The following is a 23,313-nucleotide window of genomic DNA, read 5'->3' on the forward strand; positions in this document are numbered from 1 at the left end:
AGGTAAATTGAAGAAGAACGTTCTTATCATTGGTGCAGGAGGTGTCGCCAAGGTGGTGGCCCACAAGTGCGCGCAGCATAACGACGAACTGGGTCGTATCGCTATCGCGTCACGGAACATCTCCAAATGCCAGGCCATCATCGACAGCGTCAAGGCCAAGGGTAGCCTCAAGGTACCCGCCGACATCCAGGCCTTCTCGCTCAATGCCCTCGATGTCGAGGCGACCAAGGCACTGATCCGCGAGACCGAATCGCAGATCGTGATCAACGTCGGTTCCGCCTTCCTCAACATGTCGGTGCTGCGTGCCTGCATCGATACCGGTGTCGCCTACCTGGACACCGCCATCCACGAAGAGCCGGGCAAGATCTGCGAGACCCCGCCGTGGTACGGCAACTACGAGTGGAAACACCTCGAAGAGTGCCAACAAAAGAACATTACCGCCATTCTCGGCGTCGGTTTCGACCCGGGTGTGGTGAACAGCTACGCAAAACTTGCGCAGCAGCAGTATTTCGACAGCATTGATTCGATCGACATTCTCGACGTCAATGCCGGTTCCCATGGCAAGTACTTCGCCACCAACTTCGACCCGGAAATCAACTTCCGCGAGTTCACCGGGCAAGTCTGGAGCTGGCAGAACAGCCAGTGGACCAGCAACACCATGTTCGAAGTCAAGCGTACCGACGACCTGCCGGTGGTAGGTTCGCAGAACCTGTACCTCACCGGCCACGACGAAGTCCACTCGATCTCCAAGAACCTCAACGTGCCGAACGTGCGTTTCTGGATGAGCTTCGGCGAGCACTACATCAACGTGTTCACCGTGCTGAAGAACCTGGGCCTGCTCTCCGAGCAGCCGGTCAAGACCGCCGAAGGCCTGGAAGTGGTACCGCTCAAGGTGGTCAAGGCCGTGCTGCCTGACCCGGCCTCGCTGGCCCCCGGCTACACCGGCAAGACCTGCATCGGTGACCTGGTCAAGGGCACCAAGGACGGCCAGCCGCGCGAAGTGTTCATCTACAACGTGGCCGACCACGAAGAGGCCTACGCCGAGACCGACAGCCAGGGCATTTCCTACACCGCTGGTGTGCCGCCTGTGGCCGCCGCCTTGCTGGTCGCCCGTGGCGAGTGGGATGCCAAGCGCATGGTCAACGTCGAGGAGCTGCCAGCCGAGCCGTTCCTCAAGGCGCTGGACGTGATGGGCCTGCCGACCCGCGTGAAAGATGAGAAAGGCGATCGTCCCTGGGACGCTGAAGCCTAAGCAGTAGACAGAAGGGGCGCCCATAGGGCGCCCCTTCTTTTTTGCCTGTTGCGGCCCTATCGCCGGCAAGCCGGCTCCCACGGGTATCTGTGGGGGCAGTCGCTACTTCCTGGCCTCCAGAATCAGGTTGAACGGGGTCTGCGTTGCTCGCCGAAACTTCTTGAACCCCGCCTCCTCGAACACCGCTCGCAAGCGTGCCTCACCCGCCTGCGCACCCAACCCCAGCCCCACTTCCTGGGACAGCGAGTTCGGCGTGCAGATGAAGGTCGATGCGGCATAGAACAGGCGACCCACCGGCGTCAGGTTGCCGTCCAGGGAATCCTCGGCATACGGCTCCACCAGCATCACCGTACCGTCGGCCTTCAGCGCCCGGTAGGCGTGCCGCGCCGCACCGACCGGGTCGCCCATGTCATGCAGGCAGTCGAAAAAGCACACCAGGTCATGGTCATGGCCCGGGTAATCCTTGGCCGAGGCCTGCTGGAAGCTGACGCGCCCCTCCAGCCCAGCCTCGCGCGAGCGCGCAGTGGCCGTGGCGATGGACGGCGCATGGTAGTCATAGCCAACGAACGTCGATGCAGGGAACGCCTGGGCCATCACCAGCGTGGAAGCGCCATGCCCGCAGCCCACATCCGCCACTTTCGCCCCGGCCTGCAGTTTGGCGACGACGCCGTCGAGCGCCGGCAGCCACTGGGCTACCAGGAAGGTGCGATAGCCCGGCCGGAAGAACCGCTCGGTGCCGCTGAACATGCAGGGGTGATGCTCGCCCCAGGCCAGCCCGCCGTCACCGCGCATGGCGGCCACCAGCTTGTCCTTGTCGTGGAACAGCGCCGCCACCACCGCCGCGCCGCCGGCCATGTAGGCGGGGGAATCCTCCAGCGCCAAGGCCATGGCCTGCTCCTCGGGCAGTACGAACTGGCCTTTGTCGTGGGTCATGTAGCCCGACGCCGCCTGGGCATTGAGCCATTCGCGCACCAGGCGTGGGTGGCAACCGGTCCGGGCGGCCAGCGCCTCGGGCGTGGTCGGCTGGCTGTCGGCCATGGCCCGATAGAGCCCCAGTTCGTCACCGAGGATGACATTGGCCAGGGTCGCCGCCGCGCCCATGTCGCCCACCAGCTTGCCCATGAAATCGTGAAGCCTTGCCTCGTCCATGACCAGCCCTCCTCTGCAAGAAGGCCACCGTCGACGGGGGAAGTCCGGTCCGAGGGGGCGGTGGTCATTTTTCATAGATGATGATGTCTCGTCGTAAGTCTAGCCCTCGCCTAGGGTGCGGTCGCTGGTGCGGCCGCAGCCGTCGGCGGGTTCAGCTGCAGCACTTCGTTGGTATACGCCCACTCCTTGAGCACCTCGTCAGGATGATCGTTCAGGTGCATGCCATACGAAGGGATGATCTGCTTGATCTTCGCCTGCCAGGCCGCCGAGGCCACCTTGTCCTTGAACACCTTGTTCAGCAAATCGAGCATGATTGGCGGCGCCGTGGAAGCGCCTGGCGAGGCGCCGAGCAGGCCGGCGATGCTGCCGTCCTTGGAGGTGACGACTTCGGTGCCGAGCTTGAGCACGCCGCCCAGCTGTGGGTCTTTCTTGATGATCTGCACGCGCTGGCCCGCCTGCCACAGGCGCCAGTCAGCCTTGTTCGCCTTGGGGAAGTAGGTGCGCAGGGCGTCGAAGCGGTCATCGTCGGACTGCAGCACCTGGCCTACCAGGTATTGCACCAGGTCGAACTCGCGCACGCCCACACGCACCATCGGCCAGGTGTTGTGCACGCTCACGCTGGCGAACAGGTCGAGCAGCGAGCCCTGCTTGAGGAACTTGGTCGAGAACGTGGCGAACGGCCCGAACAGGATCATGCGCTTGCCATCGAGCACACGGGTGTCCAGGTGCGGCACCGACATCGGCGGCGCACCGGTGGCGGCAATGCCATAGGCCTTGGCCATGTGCTGCTCGGCAATGGTCGGGTTGTCGGTCACCAGGAACGAGCCGCCCACCGGGAAGCCGGCATAGTCCTTGGCCTCATCGATGCCGGACTTCTGCAACAGCGGCAACGCCGCACCACCGGCGCCGATGAACAGGAACTTGGCATCGCTGGCGGCCTTGTTGCCATCCTTGAGGTTCTTGTACTCCACATGCCAGGAGCCATCATCGTTGCGGGTGATGGCCTCGACTTCGGTGGAGAGCTTGAGGTCGAAATTGGGCCGCGACTGCAGGTAGGCCACGTACTGCCGGGTGATCTCACCGAAGTTGACGTCGGTACCGATGGGCGTCCAGGTCACCGCGAGTTTCTGGTTCGGGTCGCGGCCTTCCATCATCAGCGGTACCCACTTGCGGATCTGCGCGGGGTCTTCGGAGTACTGCATGGGCTTGAACAGGGGGCTTGCCTGCAGCGCTTCGTAGCGCTTCTTGAGGAAGCGGATATTGTCGTCACCCCAGACGAAACTCATGTGCGGGGTGGTGTTGATGAAGGAGTGCGGGTTCTTCAGCACACCTTGCCTGACCTGCCAGGCGAGGAACTGGCGGGTGATCTGGAACGACTCGTTGATCTCCACCGCCTTGCTGATGTCGATCTTGCCGTCCTTTTCCGGGGTGTAGTTGAGCTCGGCCAGGGCCGAGTGGCCGGTGCCGGCGTTGTTCCAGCCGTTGGAGCTTTCCTCGGCCACCTTGTCCAGGCGCTCGACCATCTGCATCGACCAACCAGGCTCCAGTTCGTTGAGCCACACAGCAAGGGTCGAGCTCATGATGCCGCCGCCCACCAGCAGCACATCGACCTTCTTGCTCTCGGCGGCCTGGGCGCTGAGCATGCCCCAGGCCAGCGTCATGCCGGCCACCAGCAGCTTCGATTTGAGCGTGATGTTCATTTCTACTCCCGCGAACTCGCTGTCGGAAAAGTTCTGCACAAGCTTAGCTGACGGATTTTGTCGGGTATGGCCAGCGTCCAGGCTGTGCGTCCTGCATATTTTTCACATCCGCTTCACTCCAGCGCCACAAACACAAGGCTAATGTGCCGCCAGTTTCGGGTGACAGGCCAGGCGGCCCACCCTTCGGACCCGAGCCCTGGAGTGCCAGCATGCTGGAGAATGTGATCGATACACCCCTGCGCCCCGCGCGCCTCAAGCGTCGGCGCTTGCACTGGCTGTTTGGCGGGCTGCTGGCGGTGTCGTTGCTTGGCCTTTGGCATTTTTCCCGCCCCCAGGTCAGCGACCTGGGCAGCGTGCAACAGATGAGCGAGCACGGCGTCTACGCGGCCTGGGCCAAGGGCCAGGTGATTGTGCTGGTGCGCCATGCCGAACGCTGCGATCGCTCCAACCATGCCTGCCTCGATGACCCCAGCGGCATCACCGTCGATGGCAGCCAGGCAGCGCAGGCCGTGGGCGACGGCATCAGGCAACTGGGCCTGGGCGCGGCCGATGTGCTTGCAAGCCCGGAAGTGCGCACCCGCCAGACGGCATCGTTCATTTTCGGCAAGGCCATCGAAACCCAGGACTGGCTGATGCGATGCGACAGCACGTTCGCCGACGCCGCGTTTGCCCACAAGCGTGATGCCCGCAACCTGATCCTGGTGACCCACAGCGGCTGCATCGACCAACTGGAGCGCCAGTTGGACGTACCTGGCGGCCAGCGTGACAGTGGCTACGCCAGCGCGCTGTTCGTCACCAAGGGCAGCGACGGCAAACCCCATATCCTGGGCCAACTCAATGCCAAACAATGGCGCGAACTCGTCAGCGTCACAGGGAAGTAACCATGTCCAGAACCATGTCCAAAACCACACCAACCCCTTCACGCACCACGTTCTACATCAACAACCTGGCATTGCCGCTGGCGCTGGCTGTGGCGGTCTTCTTGCTGTTCGACCTCACCGAGCTGGACCGCTGGATCAGCAACCTGCTGATCGACCCGGCCACCGGCAGCTTCCCGCTGCTGCATGACCAGTGGTTCGAGAAGGTCACCCACAAATGGCCACGCATCCTGCCGGACTGGACCGGCGAGGCGGCGGTGATCGGCTCGCTGCTGTCGTTCATCTGGCCACGCCTGCAAAACCACCCGAACGCGAGGATCACCCGCCTGTTCGACAAGACCCGTATCAGCCCGGTACTGCGCTTTACCGCCCAGCATCGCCGCGACTTGCTGTATGTGGTGGTCGCCTTCGCCCTGAGCACCACGGTGATCCACTACCTGAAAAGCCACACCAGCGTGTATTGCCCGGTGGAAACCACCCTGTACGGTGGCCATGAGCTGCAAAAGGAGTGGTATGAGAACTTCACCCTGCTGAGCAAGGCCGGCGATGGCCGCTGCTGGCCTGGTGGCCACGCCTCCAGTGGTTTCACCCTGCTGGCCCTGTACTTCGTGGCATTGCGCCACCGCTGGCAGCATGCACGCAAGCTGCTGGTTGCGATCCTCTTGATTGGTTTCGTGTACGGCACCACGCGGGTGCTGCAGGGCTGGCACTACATGTCGCACACCTTCTGGGCCGGGATCGTCGTCTGGTTCGCCAGTTGGGCGACCGCGCTGCTGTTCTATGGCCGGCCAGCCCTGCAAGGCATCGAGCAGGCGGCAGCGCAAAACCCTGCGGCGGACGCCTATGCTTGAGCAATCCCACTGCACTGGAGGGTGCAATGCCCAGCCGCGAAACCGCCGTGCTGCGAAGCTGGCAGCACAATGCCCAGGCCTGGATCGACGCCGTGCGCAGCGGCGCCATCGAAAGCCGCCGGCAAGTGACCGACCAGGCGATCCTGCTGGCCATCCTGGCGCGCCAGCCTGAGCGGGTACTGGACCTGGGCTGCGGCGAAGGTTGGCTGCTGCGCGCCCTGGCCGATCGCGGCATCGACGCCACCGGCGTGGATGGCGATGCTGCGCTGGTCGCCGCGGCGCAGGCGGCCGGTTCGCCGCGGGTGTACCAGGCCAGCTATGAGCAGTTGGTCGAAAGCGCCAAAGGCGTAGGCGCCGGTTACGACCTGATCTGCGCCAACTTCGCCCTGCTGCAGCAGGACATCATCCCCCTGCTCACCACCCTGAAGACGCTGCTGGTCCCCGGGGGCGCGATGCTGATCCAGACCTTGCACCCCTGGAGCGTGGCCAACGGCGACTACCAGGATGGCTGGCGCGAGGAGTCCTTCAGCGGCTTCGCCGGGCACTGGAAGCCGATACCGTGGTACTTCCGCACCCTGGCCAGCTGGCTGAATGCACTGGACATGGCCGGGTTCAGGCTGGCCAGCCTGCAGGAGCCGCAACACCCGCAGAGCGCCGTGCCGCAGTCGCTGTTGCTGGTGGCCGAGTAACGCCGCCGCGATTCTGCTTGAGCGGCTGCGTGATGAGCGCCACCACCTAAGTTCGTCGTGACGCTGGTAGTTAGCGCTGGGCGGTGCTTTGCTCCGCTGGCGGCGTCAGGTGCAAGACCCGGTTGCGGCCGCCTTCGGCCAGCAGGTAACCGCCCTTGCCGTCCGGGGTGATGGCCTGGGGCGCCTTGAGGAAGGTCAGCACCGTGTGTTGGGTGCCATCGGCATCGACCCGCAGCAGGCGGGCACGGTGGGTGCTGTCTTCGCTGATCCACAGGCCACGCTGGTCGCACAGCAGGAAGGTGGGGTTGCGCAGGCCCTCGACCACCACCGGGTCCTGGCCATCGTCGGCCAGCGCACGCACCTTGCCGGTGGCCTTTTCGGTGTAGAGCAGGCGCCCGTCGGCGCAGCGGGTCAGGCCTTCGGTTTCGGTCAGGTTGGCGCGCAGCACCTCGAGCTTGCCGCTGGCCCACTCGTAGCGCATCAGCCGGCCATTGCCCTTGCGGTCCTCGATCGCGTACAGGTGGTCGCCATCGTTCCACAGCCCTTGCACGCTGTCGCCGTCGAACAGGTGGGTGACCTGGCCATCACGCGACAGGCTGACCGGCGCCTGCCCGCCCTCCTGGCTGAACACCCAACCGCCCTGGGCCGCGACCATGCCGTCGGGTTTGGACAATTTGTCGATCAGGACCACGCGCTCGCCCTGGGCGGTGATCTTGAGGATGCTGCCGCGGCCATCGTCCAGTTCACGGCTGACCAGCAGGCTGCCATCGGCCTGCACCAGCAGCGAGGCGGCCTTGGTCACGTCGCGGTGCAGCACATCGACGCCCCAGCCATTGCTGGCCTGCACCGGATAGAAACTTTGCCAGGCGAAGAAACCGAGGGTGGCGGTGAGCACTGCAGCGGTGGTGGTCAGGGCGATACGGGTGCCGCGCTGGCGCAGGATGGGCATGGGCTTGGGGCTCCTGGAAAGTGCAAAGGATCCTAGCAGTGGAATGTGAAAAAAATGTCAATGCGCGGGAACCTTCTCGCGGGCGTGGCGTCATGCGAAATCATCCACACACAAAAGGATATAAAAAGAACAAATCAATCTAACCAAATGGAATTAAAAAATTGAAAGCCAAACGCCATCTCCTTAGGCTGGAAACATCCCCAGCCAGCCGTTCAAGGAGCTTCTCCCATGCCCGCCCGTGCCTTCTCGCCCCTGCGCCGCCTGCTAGTCGGCGGCCTCCTGGCCACCGTCGCCAGCGCCCTGCTGCCCTGGTCCAGCGCCGTCGCCGATGACGCCAAGACCCTGCGTATCGGCTACCAGAAGTTCAACAGCATCAACATCCTCAAAGGCAGCGGCGCCCTGGAAAAAGCCCTGGCCCCGCAAGGCGTGAAAGTGACCTGGCACGAGTTCGCCGCCGGCCCGCAACTGCTCGAAGCGCTGAGCACCGGTGCCATCGACCTGGGCCATGCTGCCGATGCGCCTTCGGTGTTCGCCCAGGCCGCCGGCAAACCGGTGGTCTACCTCGCCGCCGAACAACCCTACCCACGCGGCATCGGCCTGGTAGTGCGCGAGCAGGACCACCTGGCCAGCGTGCAGGACCTCAAAGGCAAGCGTGTGGCCACCGGCCGTGGCTGGAATGCCCAGTACCTGCTGGCCGTGGCCCTGGAGCAGGCCGGCCTGAGCTACCAGGACATCACCCCGGCCTACGTCAACAATGCTGCCGATGCCGTGGCCGCCCTGCAGTCGGGCAGCGTGCAGGCCGCCACCCTGTGGGACCCGTTCCTCGCCGCCGCGCAAAGCCAGCCGGGCCTCAAAAGCCTGCGTGATGGCAGCGGGCTGACCAACAACCGCACCTTCTACCTGTCTACCGCGGCTTTCGCCGACCAGCACCGCGCGCTGCTCAAGACCTTCTTCACAGAGCTGGGCAAGGTCAGCCAGTGGGCCAACGCCAAACCTGCCGAGGTTGCCGCCTTGCTGGCGCCGCAGCTGGGCATCAACCCCAGCGTGCTGCAGGTAGCCAGCGAGCGGCGCAACTACAACGCCGTGGCCATCACCCCGCAGATCGTCGCCGAACAGCAGAAGCTGGCCGACACCTTCCAGGGCCTGGGCCTGATCCCGCACAAGCTGCAGGTGGCCGATGCCGTCTACCCGACCTCCGTGCTGCCTTGACCGAAGAGCCCCAGCCATGCCCCGCCCGATCCGCTTCAACGCCTTCAGCATGAATGCCGCCAGCCACCAGTCGCCTGGCCTGTGGCGCCACCCACGCAACACCAGCGTGGCCTTCAACCGCCTGGACTACTGGACCGATTTGGCACGCCTGCTCGAACGCGGGCTGTTCGATGCGCTGTTCATCGCCGACGTGCTGGGCATCTACGACGTCTACCAGGGCGGCCCGCAAGCCGCCCTGCGCGGCGGCGTGCAAGTGCCGGTCAACGACCCGCTGCTGCTGGTACCGGCGATGGCCGGGGTAACCGAGCACCTGGGCTTTGGCGTGACCTTTTCGCTGACCTACGAGCACCCGTATCCCTTCGCCCGGCGCATGTCCACCCTCGATCACCTGAGCAATGGCCGGGTTGGCTGGAACATCGTCACCGGCTACCTGGACAGCGCCGCCCGCAACCTGGGCCTGGCCCGCCAGCTTGGCCACGACCAGCGCTACGACCTGGCCGAGGAATACCTGCAGGTGCTGTACAAGCTCTGGGAAAAAAGCTGGGAAGACGACGCCGTGCGCCTTGAGCGCGACACCGGCCGCTACATCGACCCGAGCAAGGTGCACGCCATCGGCCATGCCGGCGAGCATTTTCAGGTGCCCGGCATGCACCTGTGCCAGCCGTCACCACAGCGCACCCCGGTGCTGTTCCAGGCTGGTGCCTCGGCGCGTGGCCAGCAGTTCGCCGCCCGCCATGCCGAGTGCGTGTTCATCAGCGGGCCGACGCCCACGGTACTGCGCCGCTATGCCGACGGCATCCGCCTTGCCAGCGAAGAGGCCGGGCGTGGCCGCGACGAGGTGCTGATCTATGCCCAGGCGCTGCTGATCGTCGCCCCTACCACGCAAGAGGCCCAGGCGCGCTTTGCCGAGTACCGCCGCTACGTCGATCTGGACGCCGCCCTCGCCCTGCTGTCGGGCTGGACCGGCATCGACTTCGCCGGCCTCGACCCTGACACCCATATCGAATACGTCGAGAACGACGCCGGCCGCGCCGCGCTGGCGGCCTTCACCGCCGCCGACCCGAACCGGCGCTGGACCGTGCGTGAAGCGGCAGAGTTCGTCGGCCTTGGCGGCCGCGGCCCGGTGCTGGTGGGTGACCCGCAGGCCATCGCCGACCAGCTGGAGCACTGGCTGGACCAGACCGGCGTGGACGGTTTCAACCTGACCTACGCCGTGCAGCCGGACGACCTCACCCACGTCGTCGAGCTGCTGATACCGGAGCTGCAACGCCGCGGTCGCTATCCCCTGAGCTATGCCGAGGGCACCTTGCGCCACAAGCTGTTCGGCAAGGGCGACCGCCTGCCAGAGGCCCATGCAGGCCAGCAGGTGCACATTCAGTAAGCAAATACCGGGTATTTCAACATTTAATTTGTGGATGCCGCGGGCTGGCCCATATGCTGTCCGCACATCCCCTGCACGCACCGGCCGGTGTGGTCCAAGGCACGGGGAGAGAACAACAAGTCGAGACCGTTCATGTCGAATCACTCCTACTTCGCCCCCCACGGTGGGCACCCGGCTCAAACCGAGCTGCTGACTGACCGTGCCATGTTCACCGAAGCCTATGCCGTCATCCCCAAGGGCGTGATGCGTGACATCGTCACCAGCCACCTGCCGTTCTGGGACAAGATGCGCATGTGGGTCATCGCCCGCCCGCTGACCGGTTTCGCCGAAACCTTCGCCCAGTACATCGTCGAAGTGGCCCCGGAAGGCGGCAGCGAGCGCCCTGAGCAAGACCCGAACGCCGAAGCCGTAGTGTTCGTCGTCGAAGGCGAAATCGACATCACCGTCGAAGGCAAGCTCCACACCCTGGGCCAGGGCGGCTACGCCTTCCTCGCCCCAGGCGCCGAATGGAGCCTGCGCAACAACAGCAAGTCCAACGTCACCTTCCACTGGCTGCGCAAGCACTACCAGAAGGTCGAAGGCCTGGACATCCCCGAGTCGTTCGTCACCCACCGCGACAACGCCACCGTCATCGAAATGCCGGGCACCGAAGGCCGCTGGGTCACCACCCGCTTCGTCGACATGGCCGACATGCGCCACGACATGCACGTCAACATCGTCACCTTCCAGCCGGGCGGCGTGATTCCGTTCGCTGAAACCCACGTCATGGAACACGGCCTGTACGTGCTCGAAGGCAAGGCGGTATACCGCCTGAACCAGGACTGGGTCGAAGTGGAAGCCGGCGACTTCATGTGGCTGCGCGCCTTCTGCCCGCAGGCGTGCTACGCCGGCGGCCCAGGCAAGTTCAGCTACCTGCTGTACAAGGACGTCAACCGTCACGTGCACCTGACCCTCAACCCCAAGCGTTGATCCCAGGTTGCTGAACGAAGCCCGCCAACCTGGCGGGCTTTGTTTTTGCCGCGCATACTGCAGTTTCCCCTTTTGCGCGGTACTCGCCATGAACCGCTGCCTGCTGCTTGGCGCCCTGCTGCTGGCCACCAGCGCCCTGGCCGACGATGGCTGGAACCTGGCCTACGACCGCGAAGGCATTCGCGTCTACCTCAGCGGCGCGGCAGATTCCCCCTACCAGCAATTTCGTGGTGTCAGCACCATCAAGGCCAGCGTGCGCACCCTGGTCGACCTGCAGGAGAACCTGCGCGTGGCCTGCAAATGGCTGTATGCCTGTGACCAGATGCGCCTGGTCGGGGTCGACGGCGACAGCACCTGGGTGTACCTGACCACCAACCTGCCGTGGCCGACGCTGCCGCGCGACATCATCCTCAAGGTCACCACCGAACGCCTGGACGACGGCACCCTGGTGCGCCACCTGAGCGCCGAGCCCAACAAGCTGCCCGAGGAACCCGGGCTGATCCGCGTGCAACACCTCAATGGCGAGTGGGTGATGAAGCCGCTGGGCGAGCGCGAAACCGAAGTGACCTACCAGTTGCAGGCCGACCCGGCCGGCGATGTGCCCGGCTGGCTGGCCAACCGCTTCGTGGTGGATGCGCCGGTCGTTACCCTGCGCACCTTGCGGGCGGTGGCCGAGCGCCAGCCCTGAGGCGCTTTACTGCACGACGCCGCAGGCGAAGCGGGCACCACCGCCGCCGAGTTTTTCCGGATGGTCGCTGTGGTTGTCAGCGCCGGCATGCACCATCAACGCGTGGCCCTTGAAGTCGTCAGCCTTGAGCCGCGGCGCCAGCACCGGGTAGCTGGCCTTGCCGTCTGCACCGACATAAAGCGCCGGCAAGTCGCCGCGGTGGCCGCTGTCGTCATACGGGCCCTTGTGCGCATTGCTCTTGCCCGGGTCCCAATGGCCGCCTGCCGCGCCGGCGGGCACGGGCTTGCCGTTTTCTTCGCTGGGGGCGCAGGACGGGTTCTGGTGCAGGTGGAAGCCATGCACCCCCGGCGGCAGGTCTTTGAGGTCGGGGGTGAGCAGGGTGCCGTATTTGTTCTGCTCGATGCTGATGGTGCCGATCGACTTGCCGGGGCCGTCTGGCCCGGCGAGCTTCAACTCCACGGTCTGCGCGGCCTGGGCGAGGCCGGTAGAGGCCAGTAATGCGGTCAATAGCGCTGCTTTCATCGGTTTTCTCCATGGCAGGTGACACGGGCATAGCGCCCGCGCAAGAGATCGGACTGCCAAGGCTTGCAGGCATTCCCTCCAGCCACAGACTGAAACACAATAGCGCCTCGCCCGCTCAACCCCGGAGCCTGCCCGCGTGTCTCTCAAAGCCCTGCGCACCCTGGTGACCATCGCCCGCCACGGCACCTTCGCCCGTGCCGCCGACCTGCTCAGCCTGACGCCGTCGGCGGTGAGCCTGCACATCAAGACCCTCGAAGACGAACTGCAGGTGGTGCTGTTCGACCGCAGCCGGCGCCAGGTGGTGCTGACCGAGGCCGGGCAGCTGGCGGTGGCGCGCGCCGAAACCATCCTGGCGGCCTACGACGAACTGGCCGATGCCCTGGCCAGCGGGCCGAGCCTGCGTGGCCGCCTGCGCCTGGGCGCGATCCACACCGTGCTGGCGCGCCGCCTGCCCAAGGCGCTGGTGTGGATCAAGGCGCACCACCCGGACCTGCACATCAGCGTGGCCTCGGGCATGTCGGCAGAGCTGGCGCGGCGCGTGGAGGACGGCGAGCTGGATGCGGCGATCACCACCGAGCCGGTCATGCCCTACCCGCAGAGCCTGGACTTCACCCCGCTGTTCGAAGACCGCTTCTGGGCCATCGCCAGCCCCGAACTCGCCGGCCAGAGCCTGCCCCAGCTGTTGGCCAGCCAGCCTTTCCTGCGCTTCGACAAGCGCGCCTGGGCGGGCCGGCAGATCGAGCAGGAGCTGCGCCGCCAGCACCTGCAGGTCAGTGAACAGATGGAGCTGGACAGCCAGGAAGCGCTGGCGAGCATGGCGGTCATGGGGCTGGGGGTGGCGATCATCCCGATGGCTGACGACGACTTGCAAAGGCTGCCAGCGGCAACCTGCCTGCCCTTCGGCGAGCCACAGCTCAAACGCCGGGTAGTGTTGCTGGAACACGAGAAAAGCCAGCGGCGGCATTTGAGCGCGGTGCTCAAGACTGCACTTGAGGCGTGACTTACCGTGCAGTTTTCCTCAACGGTGGCTGCAGAAATACGCGTTTTTAATGATTGATCGGTGCCGCTAACCTGTGCCCGTACCCGATCACGGAACGCCCGCCATGCTCCACCTGCTGCTGACCACCTTAGTGCCCATCATCCTGCTGATTGCCCTGGGCACGCTGCTGCGCATCCGCGGCTTTCTCGCCGAGAGCTTCTGGCCAGGTGCCGAACGCCTGAGCTACTACGTGCTGCTGCCGTCGCTGTTTCTCCATGGCCTGGCCACCGCCAACCTCGATGGCGTACCGGTGCTGGGCATGGTCGGTGTGCTGATGCTCTCGACCCTGCTTGGCGCCGTGCTGCTGGTGCTCTACCAGGGCGCGGTGAACCACGATGGCGCCGATTTCACCTCGGTGTTCCAGGGTGGCGTGCGCTTCAACAACTACATCGGCGCCACCCTCGCCGCCGGCATCTACGGCAGCGCCGGCATCGCCCTGGCGGCCGTGGCCAACGCTGCCATCGTGCCGCTGGTGAACCTGCTGTGCGTGCTGGTGTTCGCGCGCTTCAGCGCCCGCCACAGCTCGCCGGCCACGGTGCTGCGGGCCATTTTTGCCAACCCGTTGATCGTCGGCTGCGCCGGCGGGCTGCTGCTACGGGTGACCGGGCTGGGCCTGCCGGCGGGCCTGGAGCCGACGGTCAAGGCCCTGGGCCAGGCGGCCCTGCCCCTGGGCCTTCTGTGCGTAGGCGCGGCGCTGGGTGGCGCGAGCGTTGGCCAACAGGTGCGGCCGCTGATGGCGGCGTCGATGTTCAAGTTCCTGGTCATGCCGCTGACCACCTGGGGCCTGTGCCGGCTGCTGGGCCTGGGTGGCCAGGCGGCGGTGGTGGCGGTGTTGTTCCAGGCGCTGCCGACGGCTTCATCGTCCTATGTCATGGCCCGGCAGATGGGCGGGAACGCCCCGTTGATGGCCACCATCATCGCCCTGCAGACCGTGCTTGCCGCCGTCACCCTGCCTTTGGTGCTAATGCTTACGCTCAAGTGATGGCGCTTGGCTAGACTGTGAGGCAACGCACATTTGGGAAGCTCAACCATGCGCTGCTCGTGGATGGTGATCGGATTGACCACGGCCCTGCTCGCAGGCCCCTTGCATGCCGCCGACACTGCCAAGGCCGCAGTGGCCGAAGACAAGGCGCAGGTGCTCGAAGAAAAGGTGGCCAATGACGCCCCACCGCCGAAAAAAGCCGAAACCCTGAGCCCCGGCGAGGTCAAGGCAGTCGACCCCGCAGGCCAGGCGCCGATGGATGACAGCATTACCTGCCTGGCCCGCACCATCTACTGGGAAGCCAAGGGCGCCGATGCGCAGGACATGAGCGCGGTCGCCAGCGTGGTGCTCAACCGCCTGGGCCACGAGGGCTTCCCCAACACCATCTGCGGCGTGGTCAAGCAAGGGGTGGAAAGCAAGTCGTGCCAGTTTTCCTGGTGGTGCGACGGGCGCCCCGACCAGGTCGAGGAGGCGCAGCGCTACGACGTGGCCAAGGAAATCGCGCGCAAGGCGCTCAACCAGCAGCTCAAGGATACAACCGGCGGCGCGCTCTACTTCCATGATCGCAACGTACATCCCGACTGGGCCAAGGCCTACCGCAAGACAGCCGAAACCCGGCACTTCCTGTTCTACAAACCCAACCAGGCCCTGGCACGCTGAGCGCATCGGCAGCAGCTGATGGTGCGAATGATTACCACCCATTCGCACTTTTCTGGCGACCCATGGTCTACTCCCTCTTTTGCCGCCCGCAAGCCTTTGCCGGCGCTCAACTTTGCTTCGCACGATTCCGGGCCAAAAACCTTGGGCTTGTGTAGGATGAGCAGCGCATACCAAGACGCTGCCAGTCACAGGGAGATCCACATGCGCGTCCTGTCATCCGTTGCCGCCTTGTCGCTGGGCCTGGTCATCTCGACCGGGAGCCTGGCTGCCACCGGCGAAGAGGCGCAGCTGATCGATTCGATCAATGCCTACCGCAGCCAGGCCCAGCCCTGTGGTGGCGAGGCATCGCTGGAACTGCCGCCGCTCAACAGCGACACCCGCCTGGACCTGTCGCCGGAAGGTACCCGCGACCTGCAACAGGCCATGACCCGCGCCGCCTACCCGATGGTCAATGTCCAGGCCATCAGCCTATCTGGCCCGCGCGATGCCCGCGCCGCCATGCATGCCATCGAAGAGAGCTTCTGCCAGGTGGTGCTCGACCCGCAGTTCGTCGATATCGGTGTCAGCCAGGAGGGCCGCGACTGGCGCATCGTCCTCGCCCGCCCGCTGCTCAGCGGGCGCCTGGGCGACTGGCAGGCCGAGGGGCAGAAGCTGCTGCAGGCGATCAACGTTGCGCGCAAGGCGCCGCGCCAATGCGGCGGCCAGCCGTTCGCCGCAGCGCCGGCGCTGAGCTGGAACACCACCCTGGCCGGCGTGGCGGCGACCCATACGCGGGCGATGGCCAACCAGAACTTCTTCGACCATATCGACCGTGACGGGCGCACCCCGGGCGACCGTGCGGAGCTGGCAGGCTACCTGTACCAGCAGATTGGCGAGAACATCGCCGCCGGGCGTGACACCGCGCAGAAGGTGGTGGATGGCTGGCTGGCCAGCCCCGGGCATTGCGCGACGCTGATGAATCCGGACTACCGCGAGCTCGGCGCCGCCTATGCCGTGGACCCGAAAAGCGACGCCGGCATCTATTGGACGGGGCTGTTCGGCACCCCGCAGTGAACAGGCTGTGCTTTATGCTGCGCAAGTGCCTTGATTGTGGGAGCGGGCTTGCCCCGCGAACACGGGCGTAGCCCGTGCCAAGCAGCGCAGGTGTAAGGGCGGGCCTCTTCGCGGGGCAAGCCCGCTCCCACCAATACCCCACAAGCTCTAACCTCTGCGCCCTCAAGCGCCCCTGCGCAACGCCAGCGCCGTGCAACCAAAACGCTGGCGCACGCAGCGCCCCAGGTAGCTGGCATCGCCCAGCCCTACCTCGTCGGCAATCTGCCCCAGGCTGTGGCTGGAGTTGAGCAACCGCCAGCGCGCCTGCTGCAGGCGCATCTCCTGCCACCAGGCCTTGGCGCTCATGCCATGGCTGGCCTGGAACTGGCGGTCCAGCTGGCGCCGGCTGATGCCCAGATCCAGCGCCAACTGCTCGATGGAAAGGCGCGCCGCCAGGTGATGACGCATCAGTGCCAGGGCGCGCTGCACCTGGCGCCCCTGGCCTGGGCCGGCCTCCAGCGAGCGCAAGGCATGGCGGCTGTCCCTGGACTCGTCCACCAGCATGTCGGCCAACCCCTTGAGCGCACGCGCGCGTCCACAGCTGCGTGACAACAGCTCGACCGCCAGGTCGATGGCCGCAGTGCCTCCCGCGCAGGTGATGCGCGCCCCGTCGATGCAGTACAACTGCTCGGGCAGCAGCTCCAGGTGGGGGAAACTGGCGCGGAACTCGGCCTCGTGCCGCCAGTGCACCACCACCTTGTGCCCGTCCAGCAAGCCGCAGGCCGCCAGCAGGAACGCGGCATTGTCGATGCCGACCAGCTTCACGCCGGCCCGGGCTGCGCGCGTGAGCAGGCTTTTGTACTGCCCCGCCAAGCGCGCCGTTGCCTCGGCATTGCGACCGCCGAACAGCACCAGGTAGTCGTAGTCGGCCAGGCGCTGCTCGGCAATGGCCTCGACCTGCAGCACCGCGCCGCTGCTCGACACCACGGGTTCGCCGGCCAAGCCGCCGAGTGTCCAGGCGCAATAGCGCTGGCGGCTGTAGTCCTCATCGTCTGCACTGAAACGCAGCTTGTCGAGAAAGGCGCCAAAGGGCAGCAGGGCAAAGTCCGGCAACGGCAGAACCAGCAAGCGGATATCGGGGGTCATGACCGGCGCGTCCAGATAACACCATGGAATGTCTAGATAATACCCTCGGCATCGCGCGCCGTCCCTTAAACTGGCGGCCATCTCGAACTCAAGGCATTTTCCATGGCACTGGATACCTGGCTCCTCTACCTGCTGGCGAGCATCGGCCTGTCGCTCACCCCCGGCCCCAACAGCTTGCTGGCCCTGACCCACGGTGCGCTGTATGGCGCCCGGCGCACCTTGTTCACCATCGTCGGCGGGGTGTTCGGCTTCAGTGCGCTGATTGCCTTGGCCATGTTCGGTTTGAGCGCCCTGCTGCAAACCTCGGCTTCGGTGCTGACCGTGCTCAAATGGGTGGGCGGGGCCTATTTGCTGTGGCTGGGCATCCAGCTCTGGCGCAGCCCGGCCTTGCAGCTGGAGGCCAGCCAGCGCACGGCCAGCCTGGGCAACGCCGACCTGTTCCGCCAGGGCCTGCTGTCGGCGGTGGCCAACCCCAAGGTGCTGTTGTTCTATGGCGCATTCCTGCCGCAGTTTCTCGACCCGCAACGCGGGTTGCTGCTGCAGTTCGTGATCATGGCGGCGACTTTCGCCAGCGTGGAGTTCGTGGTCGAGTACCTGCTGGCACGGATGGCATTTCGCGTGCGCCCTTGGCTGGCCAAGGGCGGCAAGGGCTTCAACCGCTGCTGCGGCAGCCTGTTCGCGCTGATTGGCGTGGCCTTGCCGCTCAGCCGATAACGCGCAGAATCGGCAGAAACTTGTCCATATGTATCCTTTTGCCTAGCGCCTCAGAAAAGTCCTACACGCTGAGTAGGTGCCCATGAGGCGCGCCGATTTTCGATGAAGTCCATAGTGAATGAACTCCTGTAGAGCGAGATTCCCTATGACACCCTCCAACCTCCTCACCCCTCTCCCTTCCTGCAACCCCGCCGCGCCGGAGTGGGTCGACGACCTGCTCAAGCGCCCCGGGTTGCGTATCGAACGCATCGTTTCCAGCGGCCAGTGCAGCCCGTCCGGCTTCTGGTACGACCAGCCCGAAAACGAATGGATCCTGTTGCTGAGCGGCAGTGCCGGCCTGCGCCTGGAGCATGAAGCCCACACCCGGCTGCTGGCACCCGGCGATTGCCTGGACATCCCGGCCCACTGCCGGCACCGCGTGGAGTGGACCGCCCAGGGCAGCCATACCGTTTGGCTAGCCGTGTTCTACGGCACCGCAACGCCCTGGCCTGCCAGCTGACCTGATCGCCCCGACACTTTTTTCTTGAACCCCTGCGCGGCCCTTGGCCATGGCGCAGTGCCCCCGCTCGCCTGTGAAAACCACTCACAGCCCGGCTTCACTCACCAACGCTGGACATTCACGCATGCACCACCTTACAACCGACCGTACCCTGCGCAGCGCGCTGCGCAGTTCCGCCCTTGGCCTGGGCGCCGCCTCCCTGTGTGGCAATGCCCTCGCCGTGCAACCCTTGGTCGAGCTTGAAGAGACGCAGGTCAACGCGCCCGCCTCGACCAGCCCCCGTACCGAACGCTCGGCCTCGATCAAGCAACTGGCCCCATTGCTCGACACCCCGCAGACCATCACCGTGGTCCCGGCCCCGGTGCTTGCCCAGCAGCAGGCGCTGGGCTTGCGCCAGGTGCTGTCGAATGTTTCCGGCATCACCTTCAACGCCGGTGAAGGTGGTGGCGGCTCTGGCGACAACATCAACATCCGCGGCTTTTCGGCGAGCAACAGCATCCAGGTCGACGGCTTGCGCGACAGCGCCCAGACCACGCGCTCCGACACCTTCAACCTCGAACAGGTAGAGGTGATCAAAGGCCCCAGCTCAGTGTTCGGCGGGGCCGGCGCCACCGGCGGCAACATCAACCTCGTCAGCAAGCAGCCCGACCACCAGGCCTTCACCCGCCTGGGCGGCAGCCTGGGCAGCGCCGGCTATCAACGCCTGACCCTGGACAGCAACCAGCCGCTGGCCGCTGTCGGCCAGGGCAGCGCGGCGCGCCTCAACCTGATGGCGCACCGCAACGAAGTGCCCGGCCGCCCCGGCATCGACCAGCAGCGCTGGGGCATCGCCCCGGCCCTGCAACTGGGCCTGAGTGACGCCACCTGGCTGACCCTGAGCGCCTTGCACCAGGTCGACGACAACCTGCCCGACTACGGCGTGCCGGCGCTGGACGGCAAGCGCCTGGCGGGTGTCGAGCGCGACCAATACTTCGGCTGGAAGAACCTCGACAAGGAGCACATCGAGCAGAACCAGCTGACGCTCGATCTGCAACATGACTTCAACGAACAACTGCAGTTGCAGCAGTTGGCCCGCTACAGCCAGCTCAGGCGTGACACCGTGGTCTCCGCCTCCCACGTCAGCACCCGCGGTTTGCCCCCCGGGCGTTACCTGCCGGCCGGCCCGCAGGGCTACGGCCGCGACGCCACCACGCAGATGTGGATCAGCCAGACCAGCCTGCGTGGCCACCACCGGCTGCTGGGCCTGGAACATGACTGGGTGATGGGCGTGGAGCTGTCACGCGAAACGCTGGCGCTGAAAACCTACAACCATGGCCTGGGCACCCCGCGCTACCCCGCCAACGGCTACGCGCTGGAGAACCCGCCCGGTTACTGGAGCGGCCCCGTGCAAAAGGCAGTTTCGGGCTACACCGAAACCGCGCTGGACAACCAGGCCCTCTACCTGTTCGACACCATCGCCTTGAACGAGCGCTGGGACCTGCACTTGGGCCTGCGCCATGACCGCTTCGCCGGCAGCGCCAAGGGGTACTCCCCGGCCCACGAGCGCACCTCGGCCTTCGACAGCCTCGACCATACCGTCAGCAGCCGGGCCGGGCTGGTCTACAAACCCACCGAGCACGGGCGCGTCTACCTTGCCTGGGGCACCTCCTTCAACCCTTCGGCCGAGTCACTGGCCAGTAACGCGCGGGGCCTGAGCGCAACCACCGAAGGGCTCGCGCCGGAAAGGAATCAGACCTGGGAACTGGGCAGCAAGTGGCTGATGCTCGACCAGCGACTGGAGCTGGACGCCGCGCTGTTTCATATCGTCAAGAGCAACGCCCGCGAAACGCTGGCGGACGGCTCCACCGTGCTGTCCGGCAAACAACGCGTGCAAGGCCTGGAACTGGGGCTCACGGGCCACCTGAGCGAACGCTGGACGGTATTCGCCAACTACACCTTCCTCGACAGCGAGACCCTCAAGGCGGCCGCAGGTAGTAACGGCTTCGCCAGCAAGGGCCAGGCGCTGGGCAACACCCCGCCGCGTTCGCTGAACCTGTGGACCACCTACCAGCTCACCCCCACATGGACCTTCGGCTATGGCGCCCGCTATGTCAGCGAACGCAACGTCACCTCCAGCACCAACGCCAAGCTCGATGCCTACTGGCTGCACAACGCCATGGTCGGGTACCAGGTCAACCGCCAGCTCGACCTGCAGTTGAACGTCAACAATCTGTTCGACAAAGCCTACGTGGAGCGCGTGCGTCAGCAGAACGGCAACGCCGCACGTTCGTCGGCCATCGAGTATGGCGCCAGCCGAGCGGCCATCCTCACCGGCACCTATCAGTTCTAGGCAAAAAAGGGGCCTGCTTGCGGCAGGCCCTCCTTGCCTAATACAAAAGTCTGAGCAGCATTCGGAACACGAACAAACACCCACTTTTAAGGCATTGTTCACTGCCTGATCTAAACTTTTCGCGACAAACCTGCAAGTTCAAGCCTGCGACAATCAGCCTCACAAGATTATGTACTAACTTGTTAATTAGCTTGCTAAGGGCTTAAACTGCGCGCATTCCACCTGCTGAGATCCCTGGCATGAACGAAACACCGCGCGCCGTTGGCGCCACAAAAATCCTCCTGGTCGGCTTGGGCGTGGTCATCGCCCTGCTCGGCCTGCTCCTCGCCGCTGGCGGCGTCAAGCTGGCCGGCCTGGGCGGTTCCTGGTACTTCCTGATCGGCGGCCTGGCCATGGCCATCGCCGGTGTGCTCATCGCCCGCCGCAAGAAGGCCGGCGCCTGGCTGTACGCAGCCTTCCTGCTCGGTACCGCGATCTGGGCAGTGGTCGACACCGGCCTGGTGTTCTGGCCGCTGTTCTCGCGCCTGTTCATGTTCGGCGCGATCGGCATGGTGGTGGCGTTGGTCTACCCGCTGCTGGCACGTGCCAGCGGCGCCAGCGCCGGCCGCGGTGCCTACGGCATCGCCGGCGTGCTGGCCGTGGTGCTGGTGATCGCCGCCGGCAACATGTTCGTTGCCCACCCAAGCGTCGCCCCCAACGGCAAGGGCCCGGGCATGACCCCGGTCGAAGCCGGCAAGGCGCAGAAAGACTGGGCGCACTACGGCAACACCGAAGGTGGCAGCCGCTTCGCCGCGCTCGACCAGATCAACCGCGACAACGTCGACAAGCTCAAGGTGGCCTGGACCTACCACACCGGTGACGTGGCCATCAGCGACGGCAACGGTGCCGAAGACCAGCTGACCCCACTGCAGATCGGCAACAAGGTGTTCATCTGCACCCCGCACAACAACCTGATCGCGCTGGATGCCGACACCGGCAAGGAGCTGTGGAAGAACGCCATCAACGCCCAGTCCAAGGTCTGGCAGCGTTGCCGCGGCATGGCCTATTTCGACGCCACCGCCGCCATCGCCCAGCCGACCCAGCCGAACAGCTCGCCGATCACCGGCGGCAGCGTGCCGGCCGGCGCCAACTGCCAGCGCCGCCTGCTGACCAACACCATCGACGGCCGCCTGATCGCCGTCGACGCCGACAACGGCGAGTTCTGCCAGGGCTTTGGCAACAACGGCCAGGTCAACCTCAAGGCAGGCCTGGGTGACGTGCCGGACTCCTACTACCAGCTGTCGTCCGCGCCGCTGATGGCCGGTACCACCGTGGTGGTGGGCGGCCGTGTTGCCGACAACGTCCAGACCGACATGCCAGGCGGCGTGATCCGTGGTTTCGACGTAATCACCGGGCAAATGCGCTGGGCCTTCGACCCGGGCAACCCCGAGGATCGCCAGGCACCGCAGGGCGACAGCACCTACGTGCGCAGCACCCCGAACAGCTGGGCGCCGATGTCCTACGACCCGGCGATGAATACTCTGTTCCTGCCGATGGGCTCCTCGTCCACCGACATCTACGGCGTTGAACGCAACACCCTGGACCACACCTACGGCGCTTCGGTGCTGGCCCTGGACGCCACCACCGGCAACCAGAAGTGGGTGTACCAGACCGTGCACAACGACCTGTGGGACTTCGACCTGCCGATGCAGCCGAGCCTGATCGACTTCACCAAGGACGACGGCCAGACCGTGCCTGCGGTGGTGATCGGCACCAAGGCTGGCCAGATCTACGTGCTCGACCGCGCCACCGGCAAGCCGCTGACCCAGGTCGACGAAGTGCCGGTCAAGCCAAGCAACATCCCCAACGAGCCGTACTCCCCGACCCAGCCGAAATCGGTCGGCATGCCGCAGATCGGCGCGCAGACCCTGACCGAGTCGGACATGTGGGGCGCCACCCCGTATGACCAACTGCTGTGCCGCATCGACTTCAAGAAGATGCGCTACGACGGCCTGTACACCGCGCCAGGCACCGACCTGTCGCTGAGCTTCCCGGGTTCGCTGGGCGGCATGAACTGGGGCAGCATCTCCACTGACCCGGTGCATGGCTTCATCTTCGTCAACGACATGCGCCTGGGCCTGTGGATCCAGATGATCCCGTCGCAGAACAAGGCCGCAGCCGCCTCCGGTGGCGAAGCCCTGAACACCGGCATGGGCGCCGTGCCGCTCAAGGGCACCCCGTATGCGGTGAACAAGAACCGCTTCCTGTCGGTCGCCGGCATCCCGTGCCAGGCGCCGCCGTTCGGTACCCTCACCGCCATCGACATGAAGACCCGCCAGGTGGCCTGGCAGGTACCGGTCGGCACCGTGGAAGACACCGGCCCCCTGGGCATCCGCATGCACCTGCCGATCAAGATCGGCCTGCCCACCCTGGGCGGCACCCTGTCGACCCAAGGCGGCCTGATCTTCATCGCCGGCACCCAGGACTTCTACCTGCGCGCCTACGACAGCAGCAACGGCAACGAGATCTGGAAGGCGCGCCTGCCAGTCGGCAGCCAGGGCGGCCCGATGACCTACGTTTCGCCCAAGACCGGCAAGCAGTACGTGGTCATCACCGCCGGTGGCGCCCGCCAGTCGACTGACCGTGGCGACTATGTGATTTCTTACGCACTGCCATAAGCCGTACCGACCTCTTCG

21 protein-coding genes are annotated in these 23,313 nt (G+C 65.4%); 16 read left to right on the forward strand and 5 right to left on the reverse strand.

Annotation, left to right across the window (positions count from 1 at the left end; all coding sequences use genetic code 11):
• The first annotated feature begins 7 nt into the window (after window positions 1-7).
• Window positions 8-1,252, forward strand: coding sequence for a saccharopine dehydrogenase family protein (locus B3E94_RS05225; protein ID WP_016394970.1), 1,245 nt, complete (start codon window positions 8-10; stop codon window positions 1,250-1,252).
• Between the two features lie 102 nt (window positions 1,253-1,354).
• On the opposite strand, the gene B3E94_RS05230 is transcribed toward B3E94_RS05225, so the two are convergent.
• Window positions 1,355-2,401, reverse strand: coding sequence for a class I SAM-dependent methyltransferase (locus B3E94_RS05230; RefSeq protein WP_286912591.1), 1,047 nt, complete (start codon window positions 2,399-2,401; stop codon window positions 1,355-1,357).
• 110 nt (window positions 2,402-2,511) lie between these two features.
• A complete protein-coding gene (mqo, locus tag B3E94_RS05235; RefSeq protein WP_286912592.1) occupies window positions 2,512-4,101 on the reverse strand; it encodes a malate dehydrogenase (quinone) in 1,590 nt (529 codons plus the stop codon).
• Between the two features lie 209 nt (window positions 4,102-4,310).
• Here mqo and B3E94_RS05240 point away from each other — a divergent pair, with 209 nt between their 5' ends.
• From B3E94_RS05240 to B3E94_RS05250, 3 genes are read left to right on the forward strand one after another with little or no spacing between them, the layout of a single operon-like run.
• Complete coding sequence (locus B3E94_RS05240) at window positions 4,311-4,982, forward strand: histidine phosphatase family protein (protein WP_286912593.1); 672 nt, start codon at window positions 4,311-4,313, stop codon at window positions 4,980-4,982.
• Window positions 4,983-4,984: 2 nt separating this feature from the next.
• On the forward strand, window positions 4,985-5,830 hold the full coding sequence (locus tag B3E94_RS05245; RefSeq protein ID WP_286912595.1) for a phosphatase PAP2 family protein: 846 nt from the start codon (window positions 4,985-4,987) through the stop codon (window positions 5,828-5,830).
• Window positions 5,831-5,856: 26 nt separating this feature from the next.
• Entirely contained in the window at window positions 5,857-6,519 is a 663-nt protein-coding gene (locus B3E94_RS05250) for a class I SAM-dependent methyltransferase (protein ID WP_286912596.1), read from the forward strand.
• 70 nt (window positions 6,520-6,589) lie between these two features.
• Here the strand turns inward: B3E94_RS05250 and B3E94_RS05255 are convergent, their stop codons facing one another.
• Window positions 6,590-7,468, reverse strand: coding sequence for an SMP-30/gluconolactonase/LRE family protein (locus tag B3E94_RS05255; RefSeq protein WP_236236501.1), 879 nt, complete (start codon window positions 7,466-7,468; stop codon window positions 6,590-6,592).
• Window positions 7,469-7,696: 228 nt separating this feature from the next.
• On the opposite strand from B3E94_RS05255, the gene B3E94_RS05260 reads away from it, so the two are divergent.
• The 4 genes from B3E94_RS05260 (at window position 7,697) to B3E94_RS05275 (ending at window position 11,715) form a co-directional block, all read left to right on the forward strand.
• A complete protein-coding gene (locus B3E94_RS05260) occupies window positions 7,697-8,677 on the forward strand; it encodes an aliphatic sulfonate ABC transporter substrate-binding protein (protein ID WP_286912597.1) in 981 nt (326 codons plus the stop codon).
• A gap of 16 nt (window positions 8,678-8,693) precedes the next feature.
• On the forward strand, window positions 8,694-10,058 hold the full coding sequence (locus tag B3E94_RS05265) for an LLM class flavin-dependent oxidoreductase (protein WP_286912598.1): 1,365 nt from the start codon (window positions 8,694-8,696) through the stop codon (window positions 10,056-10,058).
• Between the two features lie 132 nt (window positions 10,059-10,190).
• Entirely contained in the window at window positions 10,191-11,027 is an 837-nt protein-coding gene (locus tag B3E94_RS05270) for a bifunctional allantoicase/(S)-ureidoglycine aminohydrolase (protein ID WP_176515184.1), read from the forward strand.
• A gap of 88 nt (window positions 11,028-11,115) precedes the next feature.
• Window positions 11,116-11,715 carry an START domain-containing protein gene (locus B3E94_RS05275; protein ID WP_176515186.1) on the forward strand — a complete coding sequence of 200 codons (600 nt, stop codon included), beginning with the start codon at window positions 11,116-11,118 and terminating at the stop codon, window positions 11,713-11,715.
• 6 nt (window positions 11,716-11,721) lie between these two features.
• On the opposite strand, the gene sodC is transcribed toward B3E94_RS05275, so the two are convergent.
• Window positions 11,722-12,237, reverse strand: a complete 516-nt coding sequence (gene sodC / locus B3E94_RS05280) for a superoxide dismutase [Cu-Zn] SodC (RefSeq protein ID WP_286912599.1) — start codon at window positions 12,235-12,237, stop codon at window positions 11,722-11,724.
• Window positions 12,238-12,373: 136 nt separating this feature from the next.
• Here sodC and B3E94_RS05285 point away from each other — a divergent pair, with 136 nt between their 5' ends.
• From B3E94_RS05285 to B3E94_RS05300, 4 genes are all read left to right on the forward strand, one after another.
• Window positions 12,374-13,237, forward strand: a complete 864-nt coding sequence (locus B3E94_RS05285) for a LysR family transcriptional regulator (protein ID WP_176515190.1) — start codon at window positions 12,374-12,376, stop codon at window positions 13,235-13,237.
• Between the two features lie 103 nt (window positions 13,238-13,340).
• Window positions 13,341-14,258: an AEC family transporter gene (locus B3E94_RS05290; RefSeq protein ID WP_176515192.1), complete on the forward strand. Its 918-nt coding sequence runs from the start codon at window positions 13,341-13,343 to the stop codon at window positions 14,256-14,258.
• Between the two features lie 48 nt (window positions 14,259-14,306).
• On the forward strand, window positions 14,307-14,918 hold the full coding sequence (locus B3E94_RS05295) for a cell wall hydrolase (protein ID WP_236236506.1): 612 nt from the start codon (window positions 14,307-14,309) through the stop codon (window positions 14,916-14,918).
• 201 nt (window positions 14,919-15,119) lie between these two features.
• Window positions 15,120-15,971: a CAP domain-containing protein gene (locus tag B3E94_RS05300; RefSeq protein ID WP_176515195.1), complete on the forward strand. Its 852-nt coding sequence runs from the start codon at window positions 15,120-15,122 to the stop codon at window positions 15,969-15,971.
• Between the two features lie 162 nt (window positions 15,972-16,133).
• On the opposite strand, the gene B3E94_RS05305 is transcribed toward B3E94_RS05300, so the two are convergent.
• Window positions 16,134-17,096, reverse strand: a complete 963-nt coding sequence (locus B3E94_RS05305; protein WP_286912601.1) for a GlxA family transcriptional regulator — start codon at window positions 17,094-17,096, stop codon at window positions 16,134-16,136.
• Between the two features lie 102 nt (window positions 17,097-17,198).
• Here B3E94_RS05305 and B3E94_RS05310 point away from each other — a divergent pair, with 102 nt between their 5' ends.
• From B3E94_RS05310 to B3E94_RS05325, 4 genes are all read left to right on the forward strand, one after another.
• Window positions 17,199-17,810, forward strand: coding sequence for a LysE family translocator (locus B3E94_RS05310; RefSeq protein ID WP_286912602.1), 612 nt, complete (start codon window positions 17,199-17,201; stop codon window positions 17,808-17,810).
• A gap of 145 nt (window positions 17,811-17,955) precedes the next feature.
• Entirely contained in the window at window positions 17,956-18,309 is a 354-nt protein-coding gene (locus B3E94_RS05315) for a cupin (protein WP_286912603.1), read from the forward strand.
• A gap of 124 nt (window positions 18,310-18,433) precedes the next feature.
• Window positions 18,434-20,638 (forward strand): TonB-dependent receptor, encoded by a 2,205-nt coding sequence (locus tag B3E94_RS05320; protein WP_286912604.1) that lies wholly within the window; start codon window positions 18,434-18,436, stop codon window positions 20,636-20,638.
• Between the two features lie 239 nt (window positions 20,639-20,877).
• Complete coding sequence (locus tag B3E94_RS05325) at window positions 20,878-23,295, forward strand: glucose/quinate/shikimate family membrane-bound PQQ-dependent dehydrogenase (protein ID WP_236236511.1); 2,418 nt, start codon at window positions 20,878-20,880, stop codon at window positions 23,293-23,295.
• Window positions 23,296-23,313 lie beyond the last annotated feature (18 nt).

Origin of the sequence: Pseudomonas sp. UBA6315 (genome assembly GCF_002438125.1) — a bacterium.
Classification (GTDB): domain Bacteria; phylum Pseudomonadota; class Gammaproteobacteria; order Pseudomonadales; family Pseudomonadaceae; genus Aquipseudomonas; species Aquipseudomonas faucium.